Source organism: Haloferax sp. Atlit-6N (assembly GCF_003383195.1).
Lineage (GTDB): Archaea > Halobacteriota > Halobacteria > Halobacteriales > Haloferacaceae > Haloferax > Haloferax gibbonsii.
This window is the reverse complement of the sequence record NZ_QEQJ01000002.1, coordinates 45,799-65,943: the sequence shown is the minus strand read 5'-3', so window position 1 is coordinate 65,943 and position 20,145 is coordinate 45,799. Positions and strand designations below refer to the sequence as shown.

General features: G+C 68.6%; 19 protein-coding genes and 2 pseudogenes. 14 read left to right on the top strand and 7 right to left on the bottom strand.

The features are described 5' to 3' along the window. The first annotated feature begins 144 nt into the window (after positions 1 to 144). Entirely contained in the window at positions 145 to 2,838 is a 2,694-nt protein-coding gene (gene ppc, locus DEQ92_RS09405) for a phosphoenolpyruvate carboxylase (RefSeq protein WP_050459709.1), read from the top strand. An 81-nt stretch (positions 2,839 to 2,919) separates the two neighbouring features. Here the strand turns inward: ppc and DEQ92_RS23395 are convergent, their stop codons facing one another. Together DEQ92_RS23395 and DEQ92_RS09400 are read right to left on the bottom strand one after the other, a co-directional pair. Continuing rightward, positions 2,920 to 3,087, bottom strand: coding sequence for a hypothetical protein (locus DEQ92_RS23395; protein ID WP_155821702.1), 168 nt, complete (start codon positions 3,085 to 3,087; stop codon positions 2,920 to 2,922). 171 nt (positions 3,088 to 3,258) lie between these two features. Continuing rightward, positions 3,259 to 4,059 carry an aldo/keto reductase gene (locus tag DEQ92_RS09400; RefSeq protein WP_050459710.1) on the bottom strand — a complete coding sequence of 267 codons (801 nt, stop codon included), beginning with the start codon at positions 4,057 to 4,059 and terminating at the stop codon, positions 3,259 to 3,261. Positions 4,060 to 4,147: 88 nt separating this feature from the next. Between DEQ92_RS09400 and DEQ92_RS09395 the strand changes: the two genes are divergently transcribed. The 11 genes and pseudogenes from DEQ92_RS09395 to DEQ92_RS09345 all read left to right on the top strand — a co-directional run bounded on the left by DEQ92_RS09395 (position 4,148) and on the right by DEQ92_RS09345 (position 13,538). Then, positions 4,148 to 4,705, top strand: coding sequence for a maltose acetyltransferase domain-containing protein (locus tag DEQ92_RS09395; RefSeq protein ID WP_050459711.1), 558 nt, complete (start codon positions 4,148 to 4,150; stop codon positions 4,703 to 4,705). 135 nt (positions 4,706 to 4,840) lie between these two features. Further along, positions 4,841 to 6,490, top strand: a complete 1,650-nt coding sequence (gene pyrG, locus DEQ92_RS09390; protein ID WP_004974799.1) for a glutamine hydrolyzing CTP synthase — start codon at positions 4,841 to 4,843, stop codon at positions 6,488 to 6,490. Continuing rightward, entirely contained in the window at positions 6,490 to 7,407 is a 918-nt protein-coding gene (gene guaA / locus DEQ92_RS09385; protein WP_004974798.1) for a glutamine-hydrolyzing GMP synthase, read from the top strand. Before pyrG ends, guaA begins: the two co-directional genes overlap by 1 nt. Further along, on the top strand, positions 7,404 to 7,724 hold the full coding sequence (locus DEQ92_RS09380) for an NAD-binding protein (protein ID WP_004974796.1): 321 nt from the start codon (positions 7,404 to 7,406) through the stop codon (positions 7,722 to 7,724). Before guaA ends, DEQ92_RS09380 begins: the two co-directional genes overlap by 4 nt. A 124-nt stretch (positions 7,725 to 7,848) precedes the next feature. Continuing rightward, a complete protein-coding gene (locus tag DEQ92_RS09375) occupies positions 7,849 to 8,592 on the top strand; it encodes a DUF4397 domain-containing protein (protein WP_115805041.1) in 744 nt (247 codons plus the stop codon). A gap of 255 nt (positions 8,593 to 8,847) precedes the next feature. Then, positions 8,848 to 9,474 carry a DUF4382 domain-containing protein gene (locus tag DEQ92_RS09370; RefSeq protein WP_115820697.1) on the top strand — a complete coding sequence of 209 codons (627 nt, stop codon included), beginning with the start codon at positions 8,848 to 8,850 and terminating at the stop codon, positions 9,472 to 9,474. A gap of 203 nt (positions 9,475 to 9,677) precedes the next feature. Then, positions 9,678 to 10,640: pseudogene (locus tag DEQ92_RS09365) on the top strand (beta-ribofuranosylaminobenzene 5'-phosphate synthase family protein). A 92-nt stretch (positions 10,641 to 10,732) separates the two neighbouring features. Continuing rightward, positions 10,733 to 11,569, top strand: coding sequence for an HTR-like protein (locus tag DEQ92_RS09360; protein ID WP_004974790.1), 837 nt, complete (start codon positions 10,733 to 10,735; stop codon positions 11,567 to 11,569). A 76-nt stretch (positions 11,570 to 11,645) separates the two neighbouring features. Beyond that, positions 11,646 to 12,560: a hypothetical protein gene (locus DEQ92_RS09355; RefSeq protein ID WP_004974788.1), complete on the top strand. Its 915-nt coding sequence runs from the start codon at positions 11,646 to 11,648 to the stop codon at positions 12,558 to 12,560. A gap of 15 nt (positions 12,561 to 12,575) precedes the next feature. Further along, positions 12,576 to 13,121 carry a hypothetical protein gene (locus DEQ92_RS09350; protein ID WP_115805038.1) on the top strand — a complete coding sequence of 182 codons (546 nt, stop codon included), beginning with the start codon at positions 12,576 to 12,578 and terminating at the stop codon, positions 13,119 to 13,121. An 87-nt stretch (positions 13,122 to 13,208) separates the two neighbouring features. Beyond that, positions 13,209 to 13,538, top strand: coding sequence for a transcription factor S (locus DEQ92_RS09345; protein ID WP_004042747.1), 330 nt, complete (start codon positions 13,209 to 13,211; stop codon positions 13,536 to 13,538). A gap of 54 nt (positions 13,539 to 13,592) precedes the next feature. Here DEQ92_RS09345 and DEQ92_RS09340 read toward each other — a convergent pair whose 3' ends face one another. After that, positions 13,593 to 14,624: a hypothetical protein gene (locus tag DEQ92_RS09340; RefSeq protein WP_394338712.1), complete on the bottom strand. Its 1,032-nt coding sequence runs from the start codon at positions 14,622 to 14,624 to the stop codon at positions 13,593 to 13,595. On the opposite strand from DEQ92_RS09340, the pseudogene DEQ92_RS09335 reads away from it, so the two are divergent. Further along, positions 14,575 to 15,183, top strand: a pseudogene (locus DEQ92_RS09335) (PspA/IM30 family protein); the annotation flags it as partial. The gene DEQ92_RS09340 and the pseudogene DEQ92_RS09335 sit on opposite strands and share 50 nt — an antisense overlap. A gap of 153 nt (positions 15,184 to 15,336) precedes the next feature. Next, a complete protein-coding gene (locus DEQ92_RS09330; protein WP_004974774.1) occupies positions 15,337 to 16,422 on the top strand; it encodes a hypothetical protein in 1,086 nt (361 codons plus the stop codon). A 51-nt stretch (positions 16,423 to 16,473) separates the two neighbouring features. Here DEQ92_RS09330 and DEQ92_RS09325 read toward each other — a convergent pair whose 3' ends face one another. The 4 genes from DEQ92_RS09325 to DEQ92_RS09310 form a co-directional block, all read right to left on the bottom strand. After that, positions 16,474 to 17,511, bottom strand: coding sequence for a dipeptide epimerase (locus DEQ92_RS09325; protein WP_115820696.1), 1,038 nt, complete (start codon positions 17,509 to 17,511; stop codon positions 16,474 to 16,476). Further along, positions 17,512 to 18,537 carry a DUF1611 domain-containing protein gene (locus tag DEQ92_RS09320; RefSeq protein ID WP_115820695.1) on the bottom strand — a complete coding sequence of 342 codons (1,026 nt, stop codon included), beginning with the start codon at positions 18,535 to 18,537 and terminating at the stop codon, positions 17,512 to 17,514. A gap of 124 nt (positions 18,538 to 18,661) precedes the next feature. Continuing rightward, positions 18,662 to 19,594: a Vms1/Ankzf1 family peptidyl-tRNA hydrolase gene (locus tag DEQ92_RS09315; RefSeq protein ID WP_115805035.1), complete on the bottom strand. Its 933-nt coding sequence runs from the start codon at positions 19,592 to 19,594 to the stop codon at positions 18,662 to 18,664. Positions 19,595 to 19,681: 87 nt separating this feature from the next. Beyond that, on the bottom strand, positions 19,682 to 20,089 hold the full coding sequence (locus DEQ92_RS09310) for a DUF5802 family protein (protein ID WP_004974763.1): 408 nt from the start codon (positions 20,087 to 20,089) through the stop codon (positions 19,682 to 19,684). Positions 20,090 to 20,145 lie beyond the last annotated feature (56 nt).

Here is a 20,145-nt window from a genome sequence, read left to right as displayed (position 1 = left end):
GGTTCGACCGCTCGAACGCGCGGAATTCGTCGGTCGTCGAAAACTGGACGAAAACGTGCGTAACGTTCGTTTAGAACCGACTTCCGGGCAAATTTTCGACGTTACTCGTGGCCTTTTAGAATGTGCTACTCGTATCCGAGTACGATGCGATTGCACACCAGAGACGTGCGGCAAGATGTTCGCGAGCTCGGGGCGTTGCTCGGGGACGTGCTCGAAGCGCAGACGTCGACGGCGTCGTTCGAGACGGTCGAAGAGCTTCGGCAGGCGGCCATCGCCTACCGGAAGGGCGAGTCCGGGTCGCGCGAGCGGCTCTACGACGTGGTCGGCGACCTCGAACCGGAGCGCGAGAGCGTCGTCGCCCGCGCGTTCACCACCTACTTCGAACTCATCAACCTCGCCGAGGAGCGCGAGCGCGTTCGCGTCATCCGCGAGGCGTCCCAGGAGGGGACGCTCGAAGACGGTATCCTCGACACGCTCGACGCGCTGGACGACGAGGAGGTCGACGAGGAGCTTCTGGGACGGGTCCTCGAAGACGTGCTCATCGAACCGACGTTCACGGCGCACCCGACCGAGGCCCGCCGCAAGACGGTGAAATCGAAGCTCCGCTCCATCGCCAACCGGCTGGAGACGCTCGACGAGCGCCGTCTCACCGACCTCGAACACGACCAGGAGTGGCGGCACGTCGTCGCCGAGGTGACGAGCCTCTGGCAGACCTCGCAGGTCCGCGACCGCCGCCCGGAGCCGACCGACGAGGCCCGCAACGTCCAGTGGTACCTCGAAAACACCCTCTTCGACGTGGTCGGCGAGGTGTACGAGGAACTCGAAGAGGAGCTTCGGGCCGAGTACCCCGGCCTCGACGTGCCGAAGCTGTTCGAGTTCCGGTCGTGGGCCGGCTCCGACCGCGACGGCAACCCGTTCGTCACGCCCGAGGTGACAGAGGACACGCTCGAACGCCAGCGCAGCGTCGCCCTGGAAAAGTACAGCGACTCGCTCAAGCGTCTCTCCGGTGTGCTGAGTCAGGACGCGACGCGAATCGACCCCGGCCACGAGCTCGAACGCTCGCTGAAGGCCGACCGCGAACTCCTCCCCGTCGTCGCCGAGGAGGCCGACGAGCGCTACCCCAACGAGCCGTACCGCCAGAAGCTCAAACTGATGCGCGAGCGACTCCGCCGCGTCGAGGACGTGCGCCCGAACGGCTACGCGGACGAGAGCGAGCTCTTGGCCGACCTCGAAGTCATCGACGCCAGCCTCCGGCGGACCGGCGCGGCGCAGGTCGCGGACGTGTACGTCGAGCCCCTGATGCGGCAGGTCGACACGTTCGGCTTCACCCTCGCCAGCCTTGACCTCCGCGACCACCAGGAGAACCACACCGAGGCCGTCCACGAGGCGCTCGCCCACGAGGGCCTCGACTACGAGGGTAGCTCGGAGGCGGAGCGCGTCGAACTCCTCACCGACGCGATTCTGCAGGAAGAGCCCGTCGTCGACCTCGAAGACCCCGGCGACATCTCCGAGACGGCCGAGCGCGTCCTCCGCCGGTTCCGCAAGCTCGGCGAGTGGCAGCGCGAGTACGGCGTCGGCGCTATCGACACCTACTGCATCTCGATGACCGAGGAACCCTCGCACGTCCTCGAAGTGCTGTTCCTCGCCGACCAGGCGGGCGTCGTCTCTCTGCCCGACCACTGCGGCATCGACGTGGTCCCGCTCCTCGAGACCGAGTCCGCGCTCAACGGCGCGCGCCGCATCATGGGCACGCTGTTCGAGAACGAGGCCTACGGGACGGCGCTCGCCGCCCGGAACGACGTCCAGGAGATTATGCTGGGCTACTCCGACTCCAACAAGGAAAACGGCTTCCTCGCCGCCAACTGGGACCTCTACAAGAACCAGCGCCGCCTCGCCGACATCTGCGACGACTTCGACGTGACGATGCGGCTGTTCCACGGCCGCGGCGGCTCCATCTCCCGCGGCGGCGGTCCGATGAACGAAGCCATGCTCGCGCTCCCGAACGAGACCGTCACGGGGCAGATTAAGTTCACCGAGCAGGGCGAGGCCATCGCCGAGAAGTACGCCAACCCGCGCATCGCCGAGCGGAACCTCGAACAGATGCTCAACGCCCAGATTCGCGCCCGCCTGCAGGCGATTCGGACGCCCGAAGAGGAGGTGCCCGACCGCTGGGTCGACGCCATGGACACCATGGCGGCCGCCGCCCGCGAGGAGTACCGGAACCTCCTCGAATCCGACGGCTTCGTCTCCTACTTCGAGCAGGCGACGCCCATCACCGTCATCGAGGAACTCAACCTCGGCTCCCGGCCGGCCTCTCGGTCCGACGAGCGCAGCGTCGAGGACCTCCGCGCCATCCCGTGGGTGTTCTCGTGGACCCAGTCGCGGTGTATCCTCCCCGGCTGGTACTCGCTGGCCGCCGGCGTCAACGCCTTCCTCGAAGACGGCGGCGACATGGACGACCTCCGCGAGATGTACGACGAGTGGGCGTTCTTCCGGAGCACGTTCGACAACGCCGCGATGGCGCTGGCGCGCACCGACCTCGAAATCGCCACGGAGTACGCGAACCTCGCCGACGAGGAGCTCCGCGAGGAGTTCTTCACCCGCCTCACCGAGGAGTACGAGGACGCCGCGGACCTCATGCTCGACATCAGCGAGCGCAGCAGTCTCCTGAAGCGCGAGTGGCTCGAAGAGAGCCTCCGCCGCCGCAACCCCTACGTCGACCCGCTGAACCTGCTGCAGACGCACCTGCTGTCGCAGACCCACCGGACCGACGAGGAAGAACAGACCCTGCGGCTCACGGTCAAAGGTATCGCCGCCGGGATGAAGAACACGGGATAACGCGAACGCGACACCGACGCCGACGCCCTCGGCCACCCGCCGAAGTCGTCACCGTCACCGTCGCCGCGCCGTCGGAGCGACTTACGCCCGACGGAGGTCGTACGGATTCGAACAGACCGGACAGGTCTGCCGCGCGACGCGATACTCGCTTTTTAACCGCTGTCTGACACCGTCGAAGTCGGCGTCGCCCTCGTATCTCGATTCCACTTGCTGTCCGCAGTGCGGGCACACCACCACCACCGTTGCCATATTCGGCAGTACGGCCGAGTCCATCATATATGTTCACCCTGTTTGTGGCGGGGTCCCACGGCCCGCTCTGTCAGGGATTCGTCGGCGACGAAGACGACGCACAGCGGGGCGCTCGCGGCGAAAATGAGGGTTCTCAGCGTCCCGGCATCGGCCGGGTCGGCTCGACTCAGGTCAGGCGTGGTTCCACGGCGCTTCCTCGAAGTCGACGATGCGGTGAGTCGAATCGAGGTCGTCGATGGCGGCCACGTCCTCGTCGTCGAGGTCGAGGTCGAGCGCGGCGAAGTTGTCGCGGATGTGGTCGGGCGAGGCGGCCTTCGGGATGGGCGTCGCGCCCTTCTCGATGAGCCACGCGAGGGCGACCTGCGCGGGCGAGGCGTCGTGCTTCTCGGCGATGTCGACGATGACCTCCTCGTCGGCGACCTGGTTGCGCGCGATGGGCGAGTAGGCGACCAGACGGTGGCCGCGTTCCGCGGCGAGCTCGCGGAGTTCGGCCTGCTGGAGCATCGGGTGCATCTCGACCTGGTGGGCGAACACGGGCGCGTCGAGCGTCTCGATGGCCGATTCGAGCTGGTCGGGTCGGAAGTTGCTCAGGCCGACGTTGGCGACGACGCCCTCCTCGACGAGTTCGTCGAGGGCCGCGAGCGTCTCGTCCTCGTCGTAGCTGTCGAGCGGCCAGTGAACGTACAGCAGGTCGATGGTGTCGACGCCGAGCTTTTCGGCGGACTCGCGGGCGGTCTCCAGCACGTCGTCAGAGCCGAGGTTGTCGGTGTCGAGCTTCGTCGCCACGAACACGTCGTCGATGTCGACGTCGGATTCGGCGAGCCCCTCGCCGACGAACTCCTCGTTGTGGTACATCTGGGCCGTGTCGACGTGGCGGTAGCCAACGTCGAGGGCGGTCTTGACGGCCTCGACGCACTCGTCGCGGTCTTCGAGCTTGTACGTCCCGAAGCCGAGTCGCGGGAAGTCCTTCATGCACGGGTGGTCGTGGGCGGGCGAGTCAAATCCTGCGGTTGCGGAAGTCGTGCGTACACTTACCACCGCTCCCCCGGTCATCGAGGGTATGCCCTCGGAGAAGGAGAAGATGCTCGCGGGCGAACTGTACGACGCGAGCGACCCGGAACTCGTCGCGGAACGAAAGCGCGCGCGGCGGCTCACGCGCCTGTTCAACGAGACCGACGAGACCCAAACCGAGCGCCGCGAGGAACTGATTCGGGAACTGTTCGGGGAGGTCGGCGAGTCGTTCGAAATCGAGCCGACGTTCCGCTGCGACTACGGCTACAACGTCAGCGTCGGCGAGAACTTCTTCGCCAACTTCGACTGCGTCTTCCTCGACGTGTGTCCAATCACGCTCGGCGACAACTGCCAGCTCGCGCCGGGCGTTCACATCTACACCGCGACCCACCCGCTCGACGCCGCGGAGCGAATCAAGGGCCCCGAGTCGGGGGAGCCGGTGACCGTCGGCGACAACGCGTGGCTCGGCGGCCGGGCGGTCGTCAACCCCGGCGTCACCATCGGCGACGACGTGGTGGTCGCCTCGGGCGCGGTCGTCACGAAGGACGTGCCCGACTCGGTGGTCGTCGGCGGCAACCCGGCGCGAGTCATTAAAAGGCTGGACTGACCGGGGACGCGCCGCCGAGTCGGCGTCATCGTCGCGTCGCCGTCGCGCGATTCTCGCGGATTCGGGAGCGTGCGGTGCTCTGGCACACGATGTTCCCTCCGAAATGGTTTTGAAGTACGCTCGCACACGGTCAGTATGCCGACGGACGAATACGACCCAGAGATGGGGCGCAAGTTCATTTTCGTAACCGGGGGTGTCATGTCCGGCCTCGGGAAGGGTATCACGGCCGCGAGCACCGGCCGACTCCTGAAGAACGCCGGGTTCGACGTCACCGCGGTCAAGATAGACCCGTACCTGAACGTCGACGCCGGGACGATGAACCCCTACGAGCACGGGGAGGTGTACGTCCTGAAAGACGGCGCTGAAGTCGACCTCGACCTCGGGAACTACGAGCGGTTCCTCGGCGTCGACATGACCGCCGACCACAACATCACGACGGGCAAGACCTACCAGCACGTCATCCAGAAGGAGCGCGACGGCGACTACCTCGGGAAGACGGTCCAGATTATCCCGCACGTCACGGAGGACATCAAGCGCCGCATCCGCGAGGCGGCCGAGGACACCGACGTGTGCATCGTCGAGGTCGGCGGCACCGTCGGCGACATCGAGTCGATGCCGTTCCTCGAATCGCTCCGCCAGTTCGCCTCCGAGGAGGAAGACGGCGACGTGCTGTTCACGCACGTCACGCTCGTCCCCTACTCGAAGAACGGCGAGCAGAAGACGAAGCCCACCCAGCACTCGGTCAAGGAGCTTCGGAGCATCGGCCTCCAGCCGGACATCCTCGTCGGCCGCGCCGACGACAAGCTCGAACCGGCGACGAAGACCAAAATCGCGCAGTTCTGCGACGTGCCGGACGCCGCCGTGTTCTCCAACCCCGACGTGCCGGACATCTACCACGTCCCGCTGATGGTCGAAGAGGAGGGCCTCGACGAGTACGTCATGGAGCGCCTCGGCATCGCCGACGAGGCGCTGCCGAAGGAAGACCGCGACAACCGCTGGCGCGAGCTCGTCACGGCCGACCGGACCGGCTCGGTCGACATCGCGCTCGTCGGCAAGTACGCCCTCGAAGACGCCTACATGTCCATCCACGAGGCGCTCAAGCACGCGGGCATCGAGTGCGGCGTCGACGTGAACATCCTCTGGGTCGACTCCGACGAGATGCTCGACAAGCACGAAGAGCGACTCAAGGACGCCGACGGCGTCGTCGTCCCCGGCGGCTTCGGCTCCCGCGGAACCGGCGGCAAAATCGAGGCCATCCGCTACGCCCGCGAGAACGACATCCCGTTCCTCGGCCTCTGTCTGGGCTTCCAGATGGCCGTCGTCGAGCAGGCCCGGAACGTCCTCGGCCACGAGGACGCCCACTCGGCCGAACTCGACCCCGACACGCCGTACCCCGTCATCGACCTCCTGCCCGAGCAGTACGAGGTCGACGAGATGGGCGGCACGATGCGCCTCGGCGCGCACGACACCGACATCGACGCCGGCACGCTCGCGGAGGCGGTGTACGGCGACACCTCCTGTACGGAGCGCCACCGCCACCGCTACGAAGTGAACCCCGAACTCATCGACGAACTCGAGTCCGAGGGACTCCGCTTCTCCGGCCGCGCCGAAAACCGCATGGAGATTCTCGAACTGACGAACCACCCGTTCTTCTTCGGAACGCAGTTCCACCCCGAGTTCCGCTCTCGACCCGACCGCGCGAGCCCGCCGTTCCTCGGCTTCCTCCGCGCGGTCCTCGGCGAACTCGACGCGCGCGAACTCGGCAACGAAGAGGTGACAGCATAATGGTAAACGTAGACGAATTCATCGAAGACGCGACCGCATCGATTCGTGACCAAATCGGCGACGAGCACGCCATCATCGCCCTCTCGGGCGGCGTGGACTCCTCGGTCGCCGCGACGCTCGCCTACGAGGCCGTCGGCGAGCAGCTCACCCCGGTCTACGTCGACACCGGCCTGATGCGCAAAGGCGAGACCGAGCAGATCGCGGACACCTTCTCCTTCATGGAGAGCCTCCGCGTCGTCGACGCCCGAGACCGATTCTTCGACGCCCTCGAGGGCGTCGTCGACCCCGAGGAAAAGCGCAAGGTCATCGGCGAGCAGTTCATCCGCGAGTTCGAGCGCGAGGCGAAGGAGACCGACGCGCAGTACCTCGTGCAGGGGACCATCTACCCCGACCGCATCGAGTCCGAGGGCAACATCAAGTCCCACCACAACGTCGGCGGCCTGCCGGACGTGGTGGACTTCGAGGGCATCGTCGAACCCGTCCGCGACCTCTACAAGGACGAGGTCCGCGAGGTCGCCCGCGCGCTCGGCCTCGAATCCATCATCGCCGAGCGGATGCCGTTCCCGGGGCCGGGCCTCGCGGTCCGCGTCCTCGGCGAAGTCACGCCCGAGAAGGTGCAGGTCGCCCGCGACGCGTGTCACGTCGTCGAAGACGAGACCGAAAAGCACGAGCCGTGGCAGGCGTTCGCCGCCGTCATCGGCAAGGGCACCGGCGTCAAGGGTGACAACCGCGTCCACGGCTGGATCGTCTCGGTCCGCTCCGTGGAGTCGCGCGACGGCATGACCGCTCGCGCGCAGGAACTGCCGTGGGACACCCTCCAGCGCATCCAGTCGCGCATCACCGGGACGAACGAGAACGTCGCCCGCGTCGTCTACGACGTGACCCACAAACCGCCGGCGACCATCGAGTACGAATGACGACGGCAGTCGTCGCGGGGACCGACCCCGACGGACTCGGCGAGGCGCTCGAAACCGAGGGCGCGACGGTCGTCCGCGTCAGCGGTATCGCCTCCGCCGACTCGCTCGGCGAGGCCGGCATCGAGGACGCCGACCTGTTCGTGCTCACCGATATGGACGACGCGACGGCCATCTCGGTGGCGAAGGAGCTGAACCCCGACGTGCGCGTCGTGACCTACGCCTACGACTCCCTCCCGGAGTTCGCCACGGCGCAGGCCGACCTCGCAATCGACCCGAACCTGCTCGCGGTCGACGTGGTCGCAGAAGAACTCGTCTGAGACGGTCAGGAACGCCTGACTGTCTCGACGCGAAGATTTTCTTTCAAGAATTGTTTTGTAGAAATATTAATCTCTTTATGGACCTTCATGACGGTTGCAAATGTCGTCTTTCTCCCGACGAACGATGCTGAAGAGCCTCGGCGCAACTGGACTCCTCCTCGCCGGCGGTGCGACCACAGCGGCGGCACGCCCCGGCGGCGTCGCCGCGGGTGACGCGCGGTTCCGAGTCGGCCACTTCTCGCCCGACGCGCCCCCCGTAGACGTGTACGTGAACGGCGACCCCTTCCCCGGTCTGCAGGGCGTCCCGTTCGGCGTCTTGTCCGACTACTTCACCGTCCCGGCGGGGACGTATCAGGTCGAGGTGACGCCCGCGGGTGACCCCTCGACGGTCGTCATCGACGCCTCGGTCACGCTCCGACGCAACCGCGATTACACCGTCGCGGCGACCGACGTGCTCGACGACATCACGCCAGTCGTGCTCACGGACACGAACCGGCCGGCACCGTACGGCAAAGCCAGAGTCCGCGTCGCGCACTTCTCGCCCGACGCGCCCGAAGTCGACATCGTCGTCAAGGACGGCCCGACGCTGTTTTCCGGACTTGCGTTCGGCGACGTCTCGCACTACGAGACGGTGCCCGCCGGGACGTACGACCTGCAGGTCGTCCTCTCGTCGGACGGGAGCGTCGTGCTCGACCTCCCCGGAACGACGCTCGAAGGCGGCCGGACCTACTCGGTGTTCGCCATCGGGTTCGCCACCGGCGGGTCGCCCGGCTTCAGCGTCCTCCCAGTCGTCGACGCCGTCTCGCCCGCGCGCGAGCGACCGTCCAACGGGAACCCGTCAAACGGGAACGTCTGCCGCGTGCGCTGAGTCGAACGCTGGTCGCCGCCCTCCCGTGCGGTCGGCGGCGGACCCACCCCATTTTCTGACGAAACTCGGCGAAATTCGGCGTCTTTCGAGCCGAATCTCGCGCCAACGACCGCAAGCCGGCGCGTCGGTTTCCACCCTTCAATACCGCGGCGTGCAGAGCGAGCGACGTCGCGGGGCGACGGCGGTTCCCCACCAGTCATCGCGCGGACCGCCCGGTCGCGCCGCGACGCCCCGCAGACACACGGACACCTACCAATGACACGCACCAGACGACGCTTCCTCACGTCCGCCGCTGGAATCGCCGCCGCAACCACCGCCGGCCTCGCCGGCTGTCTGGGCACCGCGTCCGCGACGACGGGGACGCTCTCGGCCCGCGTGAGCGACAAGCCCGGCGACATCGCCGACTTCGAGTCCTGCGTCGTGACGGTCTCGACGGTCCGCGTCAAGCCCGATGACGGCGAGGCGGAGTCGCTCGACGCGGGCGACGCGGAACTCGACCTCGTCGAACTACAGGGCGACGCCTCGGCGCTCGTCGAGGAGTTCGAACTGGAGACTGGCACCTACGAGTCCCTGCAGGTCGAGGTGTCGGAGACCGACGCGACCCTCACCGACGGGTCCTCGGCGACCGTCGAGGTGCCCGGGTCCGCCCCGCTGAAGTTCGAGCGGTCCTTCGAGATTCGCGCCGACGAGACGACCACGTTCACGGCCGACTTCACGCCCGTCAAGGCCGGCAACGCGGGCAAGTACGTCCTCCAGCCCGTCGCCGACGAGGTGACGGTGACGTACGAGTCAACGGAGACGACGGCGAACGAGACGGAGACGAACGGGACGACGACCGATTCGACCGCCAACGAAACGACGACGAACGAGACGACCTCGTAACGCGGCTCCTCCCGCCTGTCACCCCCGCTGAGGCGATGCGCCCCCGGTTTCAGTTCGCCCCGCTTTCGTTCTTCCTGCGCCTCGGCCCACCCCCTTTCGACCACCGCCCCGAGAGTCGAAACCGACCGACAGCGGCGGGTAACCCCGGCCCGCGTTGCCATGGTCGAAACCCCCTTTTGGCGTCCCCGCCGATAGCCGGTGACATGGTTCGGGTCTCGACCGGCGCGCGCATCCACTTCGGCTTCCTCAATCTGAGCCTCGCCCGCGACCGCCTCTACGGCGGCGTGGGCGTCGCGCTCGACGAGCCGCGGGTGGTCGTCGCCGCCGAGCCCGCGTCCGACGTTCGGTGTCGGCATCCCGCCGCCCGCGAGTACGCCGAACAGGCGGTCGACCTCCTCGGAGCCGACGGCGTCGACCTCTCGGTCGAGCGCACCCTGCCGCGACACGCCGGCCTCGGGAGCGGGACACAGCTCGCGCTCGCGGTGTTGCGGGCGGTCGGGGCCGCGACGGGCCGCGAGGCCGACGTGCGCCGACTCGCCCCCGAGATGGGTCGCGGCGGCCGCTCCGGCGTCGGCGTCGCCACCTTCGAAGCCGGCGGGGCCGTCCTCGACGCGGGCCACCCGACCGCGCGGTTCACCACCGACCGACCGGAAGACGGTTCGTGGTCGGTGCCGGCGGTCGCCGCCCGACACGAGATACCCGACCGCTGGCGGTTCCTGCTCGTCGTCCCCGACGCGGACCCCGGCCGCAACGGCGCGTCCGAGGAGTAGAGCATGCGCTCCGTCGTCGAGCGCGCGGACGCACAGACCGGCGACCGAATCGCCGGCATCGTCACCAGACGGCTGCTCCCGGCGCTCGCCGAGGGGTCCGCCGAGCGCTTCGGCGAGGCCGTCGAGTCCGTCGGCCGGCTCAACGGGACGTGGTACGCCGACGAGCAGGGGGGCGTCTACCGCCCGCCGGTCGGCGCGCTCGTCTCGTCGCTGTCCGAGTCGCCGGTCGTCTACGGCGCGGGTCAGTCGTCGTGGGGGCCGACCGTCTACGGCGTGACCGACGCCGACCACGTCGACGAGGCGGTCGACGCGGGGCGAGCAGCGCTGGCCGACGCCGACATCGACGGGAGCGTCTCGGTCGCCCGCGGGCGGAACCGCGGCGCGAGCGTGGAGTGAGCGCGCGGGACGACGGGACGGGAGCGCCGGCGGCGGAACCTCGCGTCGCGCTCCCCGAAACGCCTAACCGACGCGGCCGAGTCGGATTCGATATGTCTCAAATCCCCTTCGGCGTCCCCCGCCTCGACAGCATCATCGGCGGCGGCGCACCCCCGGGGAACGTCGTGCTCCTCGCGGGAGAGTCCGGCGCGGGCGCTCGGGAGTTCCTCTACACGAGCGCGACGATGAACGCCCTCTCGCACACCGACGAGGAGCTGTTCGACCTCCACTACGGCTCGCTCGCGGACACCGCGACGCCGCCGCCGGAGATTCACTACGTCTCCTTTACCGCCGGCGAGGAGTACCTGCGCCGGGAGATGGGTTACACGATGGACGACGAACTCGTCGAGTCCGCGGTCGAACACATCGAGTTCCACGACCTCTCGCCGGAGTACTTCCAACTCAGTCCGATTCCGCGCGAGTGGTACCTCGGCCAGCCGACGAAGTTGGAGGACCTCGGCCACCGACACAACCGCGAGTCCGTGCTGGGCGCGTTGGGGACCACCCTGAGTCAGCACGCGCCCGGCAACCTCGTCGTCATCGACTCCCTGACCGACCTCGTGGCGAGCCAGTCCGACGAGATGACGTGGTCTGACATCGCGATGGTCATCAAGGGACTGGAGAAGGCCTCCTACCAGTGGGGCGGACTCATCCTCGTGCTCGTGAGCACCGAGGCGCTCTCGAAGACCGAACTCGGCGTCCTCAAGGGCGCGACCGGCGGCTCGCTGCTCTTCGAGTGGGAGTCCGGGGGGTCGAAGCGCGCGCGGACCATGGTCGTCCAGGAGTTCCGCGGCGTGCTCGCCCGGCTAGAGAGCGAGAACATCGTGCAGTTCGAGACCGAAATCAACGAGAGCGGCCTCGACGTGAGCGACGTGCGGAAGATTCGCTGATTCGACTGTCGGACCACCGAACAGTCGCGAATTCGGGGATAGTTCTTAAGGCTGCGTAGACAAACTGGAAACGAAGATGGAAGGGGAAGACGGGGTGTCGCTCCCAGACGACCTCCGCACGTGGGTCGAAGCGCGCGCCGACGAGGAGGGCGTCGACCCGGAGACGGTGCTCGCACGGGCCCTCGGGACCTATCGGCTCGCCGTGAGCGACGCGGGCGAATCGCTCGACGACGCGGACGCGGTCTCGGACCGCCTCGGCGGGGTCGAAGCGCGCGTCGATGAACTCGAAGGCGAACTAGACGAGAAGATATCTGACGTTCGGATGCGCGTCGTGCAGGTCAAGCGCGAGGCGGACGAGAAGGCACCGCGCGACCACACCCATCCGGAGTTAGACGCCGAACTCGACCGACTGGCCGACGACGTGCGCGCGGCTCGAAACCGCGTGACCGACTTAGACGAGCGGGTCGACGCCGGCTTCGAGAACTTCGAGGAGATTCTCACCTACCTCGACGAGACGACCGCGACGCTCGACGAGAACCTCCGGGCGGTCGCGCGGACGCTGCTCGACCTCCGCGGTCGGGCGGCCGACCTCGAAGCCGCCGACCTCGAACGAAAGGCGCTCGCCGAACTCCTCCGCACCGCGAATGCCACCGGCGAGAAGAAAGCGCGATGCGAGGAGTGCGACGAGACCGTCCACCTGGACCTGCTCGCGGAGCCCCGCTGTCCGTCGTGTCGGTCCCCGTTCCGCGAGCTGTCGTCCTCGCCCGGTTTCTTCGGGTCGGCGACGCTCCACACCGGCCGGCTCCCTGCGCTGGAATCGGCGGACGACGCCCGCGCGACCGACGAGGTCGCCGACCTCCTCGACGAGGCGGTTACCGGCGTGGTCGACGACGCGACCGACGGCGACGACGACCGATACGCCCCCCGGGAGGAGGAGAGGGAGTCGGCTCAGCAGGGTGCCGCGCCGGGGAGCGAACACGGCGACGACTGAAGACTCACGAGGACGATGACCGACGACAATTCAACAGACGACGCGGCGGAGGGCGAGCCATCCGTCTCCGGCGACCGCGACGACTCATTCGGACGCGCCGACCCGGGAGACGACAGCGCCGAGGCCGCCCGCGCCCCGGACGGAGGCCGCGACGGGCGAAGCGACGACGCCGACTCGGCCCCGCTTTCGGACCTCGCCGGACGTGTGGCCGAGCGCCGCGCACGCTCGCGCATCACCGACCAGCGCGACGAGACGGACGAACTGTTCGAGTCGGTCGAGGTCGGCGAACTCGACCGCGAGGACGTGTGGACGGCGCTCGTCGAAGGCGGGGACGAGGAGCGCGCGGCGGGCGTCGGCGTCGGAGCCGAGGCCACCCCCGTCGACGACGGCGACGGCGTCTCGGACCACGTCGTCCCCAAGACCGAGTTCTGCCAGCGCTGCGAGCACTTCGGCGAGCCGCCGGAACTCGCGTGCCACCACGAGGGAACGACCATCGTCGAACTCGAAGACAGCGACCACTTCCGGGTGCGGAACTGCCCGATGGTCGAGAAGGACGACTGACGGCGGCGGGACGGCGGGTCGGTTCGGATTCTCCCGACGACGCCGCGGAGTGACAGCTTCTTTGCCCTCGGTCCGCTACCGCCGGGTATGCAGTTCTGCGACGAGTGCGGTTCGATGATGGTGAGCCAGAACGGCGCGATGACCTGCACGAACGACGACTGCGGGGGGACCGCCGAGCGCGACGAGGAACTCGCGGCGGAGTTCGTCTCCACCGAGGCGCAGTCGGGCGACGAACTCATCGAGACCGAAGAGGGCGCGGAGTTCGAGGGCAAGCCGACCGCGAAGGACGTTCACTGCGACGACTGCGGCCACACGAAAGCGTGGTACACCATCAAGCAGACCGGGTCGGCCGACGAACCGCCGACGCGCTTTTTCAAGTGCCAAGAGTGCGGCTACCGATGGCGCGAGTACAACTGAGAGACTGACGACGCCGCTTTCTCCACGCTCACGCACCAAGTCCCGAGAGCCGGGTCACCCCTCTCCCAACTCCGCGGCCGTCACCGCCCCCGGCCCGTCCTCGACTTCGTCTTCGGCGTCAGCCGCGAGCGCGTAGCCGTAGGGAAGGAGCAACAGGCTCCCGAACCAGCCGACGACGAGCCCCAGAGCGCCGAAAATCGTCCCGACGACGCCGATGGCGACGGCGTCGGCCGCGATGACGACCGCGACGAGCGCGACGCTCCAGCCGACGAGCGACTTCCACGACCCGCGGCGGATGCAGAAGCCGGCGAACAGGCCGAAGGCGGTCACGGCGCCGATGCCGGGGACGAGGACGTAGCGCATGCCGAGCGACCCCGTGTTGGTGAGCGTCGTCGCCAGCCACATGGCGACGAGCGTGCCGGGGACGACCAGTAGGGCAGTTCGGCGGTCCAGCGGGCGGGCGCGGCCGTGAATCCGGAACGCGCCGAGGAGGCCGAGGCCCGCGACGGTGTACGCCCAGCCGATGGGGTTGAACAGGAACCCGCCGACGATGGTGAGGAAGTTCCCGATGACTTCACCCGGGTTCGCGGGGGAGACGAGGTAGTGCGCGCCGCCGCGCTCGTAGAGCCCCGGCACGACGAACGTGCTGTTGGTGACGGTTCCCTCGTCGATGGCCTCACGCACGTCGGCGCTGGCGTTTGAGGCGGGCGACGACGCCGCGGCGGAAACGGTCTCCCAGTCGGTCGGGTCGAGTTCGATGGTCGCGCGGACGGGGTCGCCTGAGACGTTCAGCGAGAAGCGATAGTACCGACCGTCGTAGACCGCGAACTCGGCGTCTTCGTTCACGTCCGAGAGAGTCATGTACGCCTCGGGTTCGATGTCGCCGTCGTACCGGCCGGTGCGGGCGGCGGTCGCGACCGGCTCTCGGAGTTGCGGCGTCTCGTTCACCGTCTCGTCGAGGTTGACCACGTCCGAGTCGTGGGAGGCGACGAGACCGGGCGGCGAGTCGGCTGTCACTTCCTCGGCTTGGTACGTCGACCAGGCCCGCGAGGCCGTCCAGCAGGACCGCGAGGACCTCGCGCGCAAGGCGCTCGAAAAGAAGCAGGCGAAGATGAGCCAAATCGAGGAGCTGGAGACCCAAATCGCCAGCCTGCAGGAGACGCAGGACCAGCTCGTCAACAAGAAGGACGAACTCCAGAGCCGCATCGAGGAGTTCCGCACGAAAAAGGAGACGATGAAGGCCCGCTACGAGGCCGCCGAGGCGTCGAGCCGCGTCTCCGAGGCGATGTCCGGCGTCGGCGACGAGATGGCCGACGTGGGGCGCGCGCTCGAACGCGCCGAGGAACGCACCGACGAGATGGAGGCCCGCTCGGCCGCGATGGACGAACTCATGGACTCCGGCGCGTTCGACGACGCCCTGTCGGACAAGGACTCCATCGAGCGCGAACTCGAAGCCGGCCGCTCCAGCGCCGAGGTCGACACCGAACTCGAGACGCTCAAAGCCGAGATGGGCAAGTCGTCCGGGTCGTCGGACGCCGAAAGCGAGAGCGCGGCCGACGCCGACGTGGACGTCGAGACCGACGTGGCCGACGAGGAGGTCGAAGCCGAACTCGAAGAGCTGAAGAACGAAGACGACTCCTCCTGAGCGCGCCCGCGGACCCCGCCGTCTCAACGTCCCTCACCGCCTCAACCGCCTCAACTGCCCCGCCGCCCTACCGCCTCCGCCGTCCCGTGACTCGCGCGTCTCTGCGACGAATCGCCAGTACGCACTTCAACCACCCCCGCGATAGCTTCGTCCATGTCGAACACCGGCGGCCCGTCGGCCGGCGAGCCCGACGACACGATGCGGGAGCGCGGGACGACGAGCCGCGCGAAGCTCCGCGCCCTCCTCGACGCGGACCGTCGCGTCGTCGCCGCGGCCCCGCTCGTCGTCGTCTTCTGTAGCGTCGTCGTTCTCGGCCAACTGGACCCGACCCCGCTCCGGGTCGCCGTCGAGGCCTCGGACCCCATCGAGACGCTGGCACAGGGGCTTCTCACCGCGATTATCACGGGGGTCACGCTCGTCGTCACCATCAATCAGCTCGTGCTCTCGCGCGAACTCGGCCCGCTGGGCGACCAGCGCGACCGGATGGAGGGGTCGATGACCTTCCGCGAGGACGTGGCGGACCTGCTGGACGCGCCGGTCGCGCCGCCGGAGCCCTCGGCGTTCCTGCGCGCGCTGGCCGAGGGCATCGCGTCGCGGGCGCGGGCGGTCGAAGAGACGCTCGGTGCGGACGGTGACGCGGGCGAGAGCGGCGACGCCGACGCGAGCGACGACCCGACGACCCGCGTCCGCGAGTTCGCCGAGGAGGTCGAGTCCAACGCCGAGGCGGTCGCGGGGCGCTTGGAGGGCCGGCAGTTCGGGACGTTCGAGGTGCTGTCGGCGGCGCTGGACCTGAACTACTCGTGGAAAATCTATCAGGCGGCGCGGCTCCGCCGCGTCCACGACGCCGACCTCTCGGCGGAGACGAAGACGGCGCTGTCGGAGCTTCGCGACGCGCTCGAACTGTTCGGCCCCGCCCGCGAACACGTCAAGACGCTCTACTTCCGGTGGGAACTGGTCGACCTCTCGCGGACGATGTTCTACGCGGCGGTCCCCGCGCTCGTGGCGAGCATCGGCGCGATTCTCTTTCTCGACGACCCGACGACGATTACCGGCGCGACGCTCGGCGTGTCGAACCTGCTTCTCACCGTGGCGTTCGTGGTTGCCGTCTCGCTCGCGCCCTTCGCGGTGCTCGCGGCCGCGGTTCTCCGAATCTCCACGGTCGCAAAACGAACGCTCTCTATCGGGCCGTTCGTGCTCCGGTCGGAGACCCGCGAAGACGACCTCGACTGGGAGTCCTGAGGGGCGTTCAGCGTCGGCGTCGCGGCGTCACCGCGCCGCCGATTCTCCGCCTCACCGACGCTGCGCGCCGGTTCCCGGGCGGTCGAGCGCGTCGAGGTCGATTTCGCCGTTCGGCATCGGGACGCCCTCGTAGGGGTCGTCCGCGAGGAGGAGCGAGCCGTCGAGGTCGGCGTAGTCGAGCAGCGGCGCGAGGTGACAGCCCGCCGCGATGGCGGCGTTCGTCTCTATCATGCAGCCGAGCATGACTTCCAGCCCGTGGGCCCGGGCGGCGTGGATGGCGCGTTTCGCCTCCGTGAGGCCGCCGCACTTCATCAGTTTGAGGTTCGCGATATCGACCCGGTCGGCGATGCGCGGGATGTCGTCGGCCGTGATACAGGACTCGTCGGCCGCGATGGGGAGCGCGCCGTGGTCGTAGACGAACTTCAGCCCCTCGTAGTCCTCCGCGGGGACCGGCTGTTCGACGAACTCGACGCCGTGGTCGGCGAGGAACTCGGTCATCTCGACGGCCTCGCGGGGCGTCCACGCCTCGTTGGCGTCGACTCGGATGGTCACGCCGGGGGCCTCGTCGCGGACGGCCTCGACGATGGCCCTGTCGCGGTCGGTGCCGAGTTTGACCTTGAGCACGTCGTAGCCGGCCTCGTAGGCCTCTTTGGTCTTCTCGCGCATCGTGTCGAGGTCGTCGAGGCCGACGGTGTACGACGAGGTTGGCGTCCGCGACGAGTCGAGCCCCCAGAGGCGGTACAAGGGGACGCCGAGGCGCTTGGCCGCGAGGTCGTGGAGGGCGATGCTCACGGCGGTTCGCGCGGCCGGGTTGCGGCGGACCGTCTCGGCCAGTCGGCGCTCGATGCGGTCGATGGCGTGGGCGTCGCCGACCTCCTCGACCACCGAGAGCAGGTCCGGAAGCACGGCCTCGACGGTGTCGGCGGTCTCGCCGTAGTGCGACGACGGGGCGGCCGCGCCGACGCCCGTCATGCCGCCTTCGTCCTCGATGCGGACGACGACGTTCTCGGCCTCGGTCTGGACGCCGCGGGCGATGCCGAACGGTTCGGCCAGCGGCATCGAGACGCGCTCGAACTCGGTGGTGAGCATCTAGAACACCTCGTCGACGAGGTCGGCCGAGCCGAACCGAACCGGGTCGACCGCGGGGACGCCGAGCTCGTCGGCGAAGGCATCGACAGCCTCGGCCGCTTCCACGTCGTCCTCGACGTGCGAGGTGTTGAGCATCCCGGCGACCACGTCGGCCTCGTGGACCGGGTCGGCGAGGTTCTCGTACAGCGAGACGTACTCCGAGAGGTCGGGCAGGGCGAACTCCTCGTAGCCGTGAATCGCCTCGCGGGTGGCCTCGTGACAGAGGACGAGTTTGTCGGCCATCGAACCGTGAAGGATGCCGCAGGTGACCGCCGAGTACGCAGGGTGGACGATGCTCCCTTGGCCCTCGACAAAGAGCACGTCGTGTTCGTCGCCCTTCTCCAGAATCATCTCCTCGACCGCGCCGGCGGTGAAGTCGCTCACGACGCGGTCGACGGGGTTGCCCCAGCCCGCGATCATGATGCCGGTCTGGCCGGTCGGGATGAAGCCCGCGTCGATGCCGCGCTCGCGGGCGGCCTCGACGAGTTCGAGCGTCGCGGTCATCTTGCCGACCGAGCAGTCGGTGCCGACCGTGAGGACGACCTCGGCGTCCACGTCGGCGGATTTGCCCTGCGCGACGCCGAGGTCGTCGTGGGGCTTGCGAACGTCGTTGATGTCGCAGCCGTGTTCGTCGGCGAGTCGGACGAACTCCTCGTCTTCGGTGAGGAAGTAGTGGAGGCCGGAGATGAGGTCGCAGCCGCGTTCGAGGGCGGTGCGAACGTCGTCACGCCACGTCTCGTCGAACGCGCCGCCGATGGGCGAGATGCCGATGAGGAGGGCGTCGGCGTCGGGCGCGTCGGCCATCGAGGAGACGACCGGCACGTCGGGGAGGTCGCGGCGGTGGTCGGCGGCGGAGGTGCCGGGGTTGTCGCGGTCGAGGACGGCCACCACGTCGTAGTCGGCGTACTTCAGGACGCCCGTGGCGGTCTTCGCGCGGTCGGGGAACTTCTCGTGTGCGAGGACGACGACTCGCTGTGGGTCGCTCATACTGGGTGACACTACGTGCCACCCTAAAAGGTGGGACGGTTCGGCGGCGACCGTCGGGTCGCGTCGCCGAGTCGTCTGCGACTATTCGGGACGACAGGGACCGCACCGCGGCGTCGCCGCCGGCTCAGAGCCGGTAGAGCCGCGTCGTCCAGAACTCCCTGGACGCCTCCGCGAGCGCCGCTTCGGGGTCGCCGCTGGCGTCCACGGTCGCTGTCAGCGCGGCCCGGTCGCGGAACTCGCCGAGGACGGTCCGCTCGCCGAGGACGACGAGGTCGGCGTCGCCGCTGGCGGCACCCGCATCCGCGCCGGAACCGCCGCCGAGGAACTCGTCGAGCGCCTCGTGACAGCGGTCGAGGTGGTCGTCGATTTGGCCCTCGCGGATGCGCTCGAAGCGAGCCTGCGAGAACCCGCCTTTCGAGTGGGCGGACTTCACGTCGCTCTCGAAGCCCTCGACGAATTCGAGGTCAGCGTCCTCGTAGCGGCCGAGAGCGAACAGGTCGCCGCGGACGAGCGCGACGACGGTGGTCTCGGTCGGGTGGAACCACGCCGGGTCGAGGTCGAAGCCGTCGCTCCACGCGTCGAAGCCGTCGGGTTGGCGCGGGGGCGAGAGCGCGACGCTCACCAGTCCGGCGTCGTCGGTGAGCGCGACGCAGGGCGCGGCCCGTCGGACGAGCGACGCCCGGTCGCCGAAGGCGGACTCGACGGCCGAGGGGAGCGAGCGGTCGTCGGCGACGGCGGCGGTGAGCGCGCCCTCCGCGTCGGTCGAAAGTGAGTCCAGCCGGGACAGCACCTCGCGGAGGCGGTCGCCGCGGAGGTCCTCGGTGCCGCGGTAGTCGAGGGAGTCGTCGTCGCCCGAGAGGCGCTCCACGCGGTCTTCGAGTTCGGTGATGCGGTCTTCGAGGCGGTTGACCTCCTTCTCGGCTTCCTGTCGCGCGCGGGCCGCCTCCGTTCGGCGCTCGGACTCGCCCTCTAGACGCCCGGCTAGCGCGTCGCGTTCGTCTTCCAACTCGGCGATGCGCTCTTTGAGTTCGGCTCGACCCAACAACTCGTCCAGCATACACGGACGCGTGCGGGCCGACCACTTGAGCGTTCGGACGCGAGGCGGACGGCGCGGGAACCCGCTCGCCGCGGCGGCTGCGGGGCCTCAGGCCAGCCTGTCGTCGGGTCGGTCCGGGCCGGAGCCCTCGGTCCCGCCGGGACCGCCGGGCGCGAGGTCGTCGAGGTCGTAGCCGGCGTACCGGAGTAACTCGGCGGCCCGCGGGGCGTCGGCGAGAAGCACCGGTCTGTCGTCCGGAAGCGCGTCCGCGTCCACGGCGTCTCGGGGAAGCGCGAGCGTTCCCGAGGGCACGCCGTCGTCGCCGACGACGGGGAAGTGGGCCGTGTCGAGTTTCATCACGAGCGGGTAGTCGACTCGCTCGACGCCGCGGCCGTCCGTGTAGACGCACTCGTTGAGTCGCTCGTGTTCCGTTCGGTGAATCGCCGCCTCGGCTCCGTCGTACGGTTCGACGTACAAGCGGCCGAGGAAGTAACTGCTGGAGAACCGTTCGAACATCTGTGCGTGTGAATATCACCCACGGAACGGGATAAGCCTTGTCGGAACCATTTATA

What these genes read in the sequence shown, in the direction of transcription:
- DEQ92_RS09400 (WP_050459710.1), bottom strand. Translation starts at nt 4,059, where the DNA reads ATGAAGGACTTCCCGCGACTCGGCTTCGGGACGTACAAGCTCGAAGAC.
- DEQ92_RS09370 (WP_115820697.1), top strand. Translation starts at nt 8,848, where the DNA reads ATGACACGCACCAGACGACGCTTCCTCACGTCCGCCGCTGGAATCGCC.
- ppc (WP_050459709.1), top strand. Translation starts at nt 145, where the DNA reads ATGCGATTGCACACCAGAGACGTGCGGCAAGATGTTCGCGAGCTCGGG.
- DEQ92_RS09315 (WP_115805035.1), bottom strand. Translation starts at nt 19,594, where the DNA reads ATGCTGGACGAGTTGTTGGGTCGAGCCGAACTCAAAGAGCGCATCGCC.
- DEQ92_RS09350 (WP_115805038.1), top strand. Translation starts at nt 12,576, where the DNA reads ATGACCGACGACAATTCAACAGACGACGCGGCGGAGGGCGAGCCATCC.
- DEQ92_RS09375 (WP_115805041.1), top strand. Translation starts at nt 7,849, where the DNA reads ATGCTGAAGAGCCTCGGCGCAACTGGACTCCTCCTCGCCGGCGGTGCG.
- DEQ92_RS09360 (WP_004974790.1), top strand. Translation starts at nt 10,733, where the DNA reads ATGTCTCAAATCCCCTTCGGCGTCCCCCGCCTCGACAGCATCATCGGC.
- pyrG (WP_004974799.1), top strand. Translation starts at nt 4,841, where the DNA reads ATGCCGACGGACGAATACGACCCAGAGATGGGGCGCAAGTTCATTTTC.
- guaA (WP_004974798.1), top strand. Translation starts at nt 6,490, where the DNA reads ATGGTAAACGTAGACGAATTCATCGAAGACGCGACCGCATCGATTCGT.
- DEQ92_RS09325 (WP_115820696.1), bottom strand. Translation starts at nt 17,511, where the DNA reads ATGCTCACCACCGAGTTCGAGCGCGTCTCGATGCCGCTGGCCGAACCG.
- DEQ92_RS09320 (WP_115820695.1), bottom strand. Translation starts at nt 18,537, where the DNA reads ATGAGCGACCCACAGCGAGTCGTCGTCCTCGCACACGAGAAGTTCCCC.
- DEQ92_RS09310 (WP_004974763.1), bottom strand. Translation starts at nt 20,089, where the DNA reads ATGTTCGAACGGTTCTCCAGCAGTTACTTCCTCGGCCGCTTGTACGTC.
- DEQ92_RS09330 (WP_004974774.1), top strand. Translation starts at nt 15,337, where the DNA reads ATGTCGAACACCGGCGGCCCGTCGGCCGGCGAGCCCGACGACACGATG.
- DEQ92_RS23395 (WP_155821702.1), bottom strand. Translation starts at nt 3,087, where the DNA reads ATGGCAACGGTGGTGGTGGTGTGCCCGCACTGCGGACAGCAAGTGGAA.
- DEQ92_RS09355 (WP_004974788.1), top strand. Translation starts at nt 11,646, where the DNA reads ATGGAAGGGGAAGACGGGGTGTCGCTCCCAGACGACCTCCGCACGTGG.
- DEQ92_RS09345 (WP_004042747.1), top strand. Translation starts at nt 13,209, where the DNA reads ATGCAGTTCTGCGACGAGTGCGGTTCGATGATGGTGAGCCAGAACGGC.
- DEQ92_RS09380 (WP_004974796.1), top strand. Translation starts at nt 7,404, where the DNA reads ATGACGACGGCAGTCGTCGCGGGGACCGACCCCGACGGACTCGGCGAG.
- DEQ92_RS09395 (WP_050459711.1), top strand. Translation starts at nt 4,148, where the DNA reads ATGCCCTCGGAGAAGGAGAAGATGCTCGCGGGCGAACTGTACGACGCG.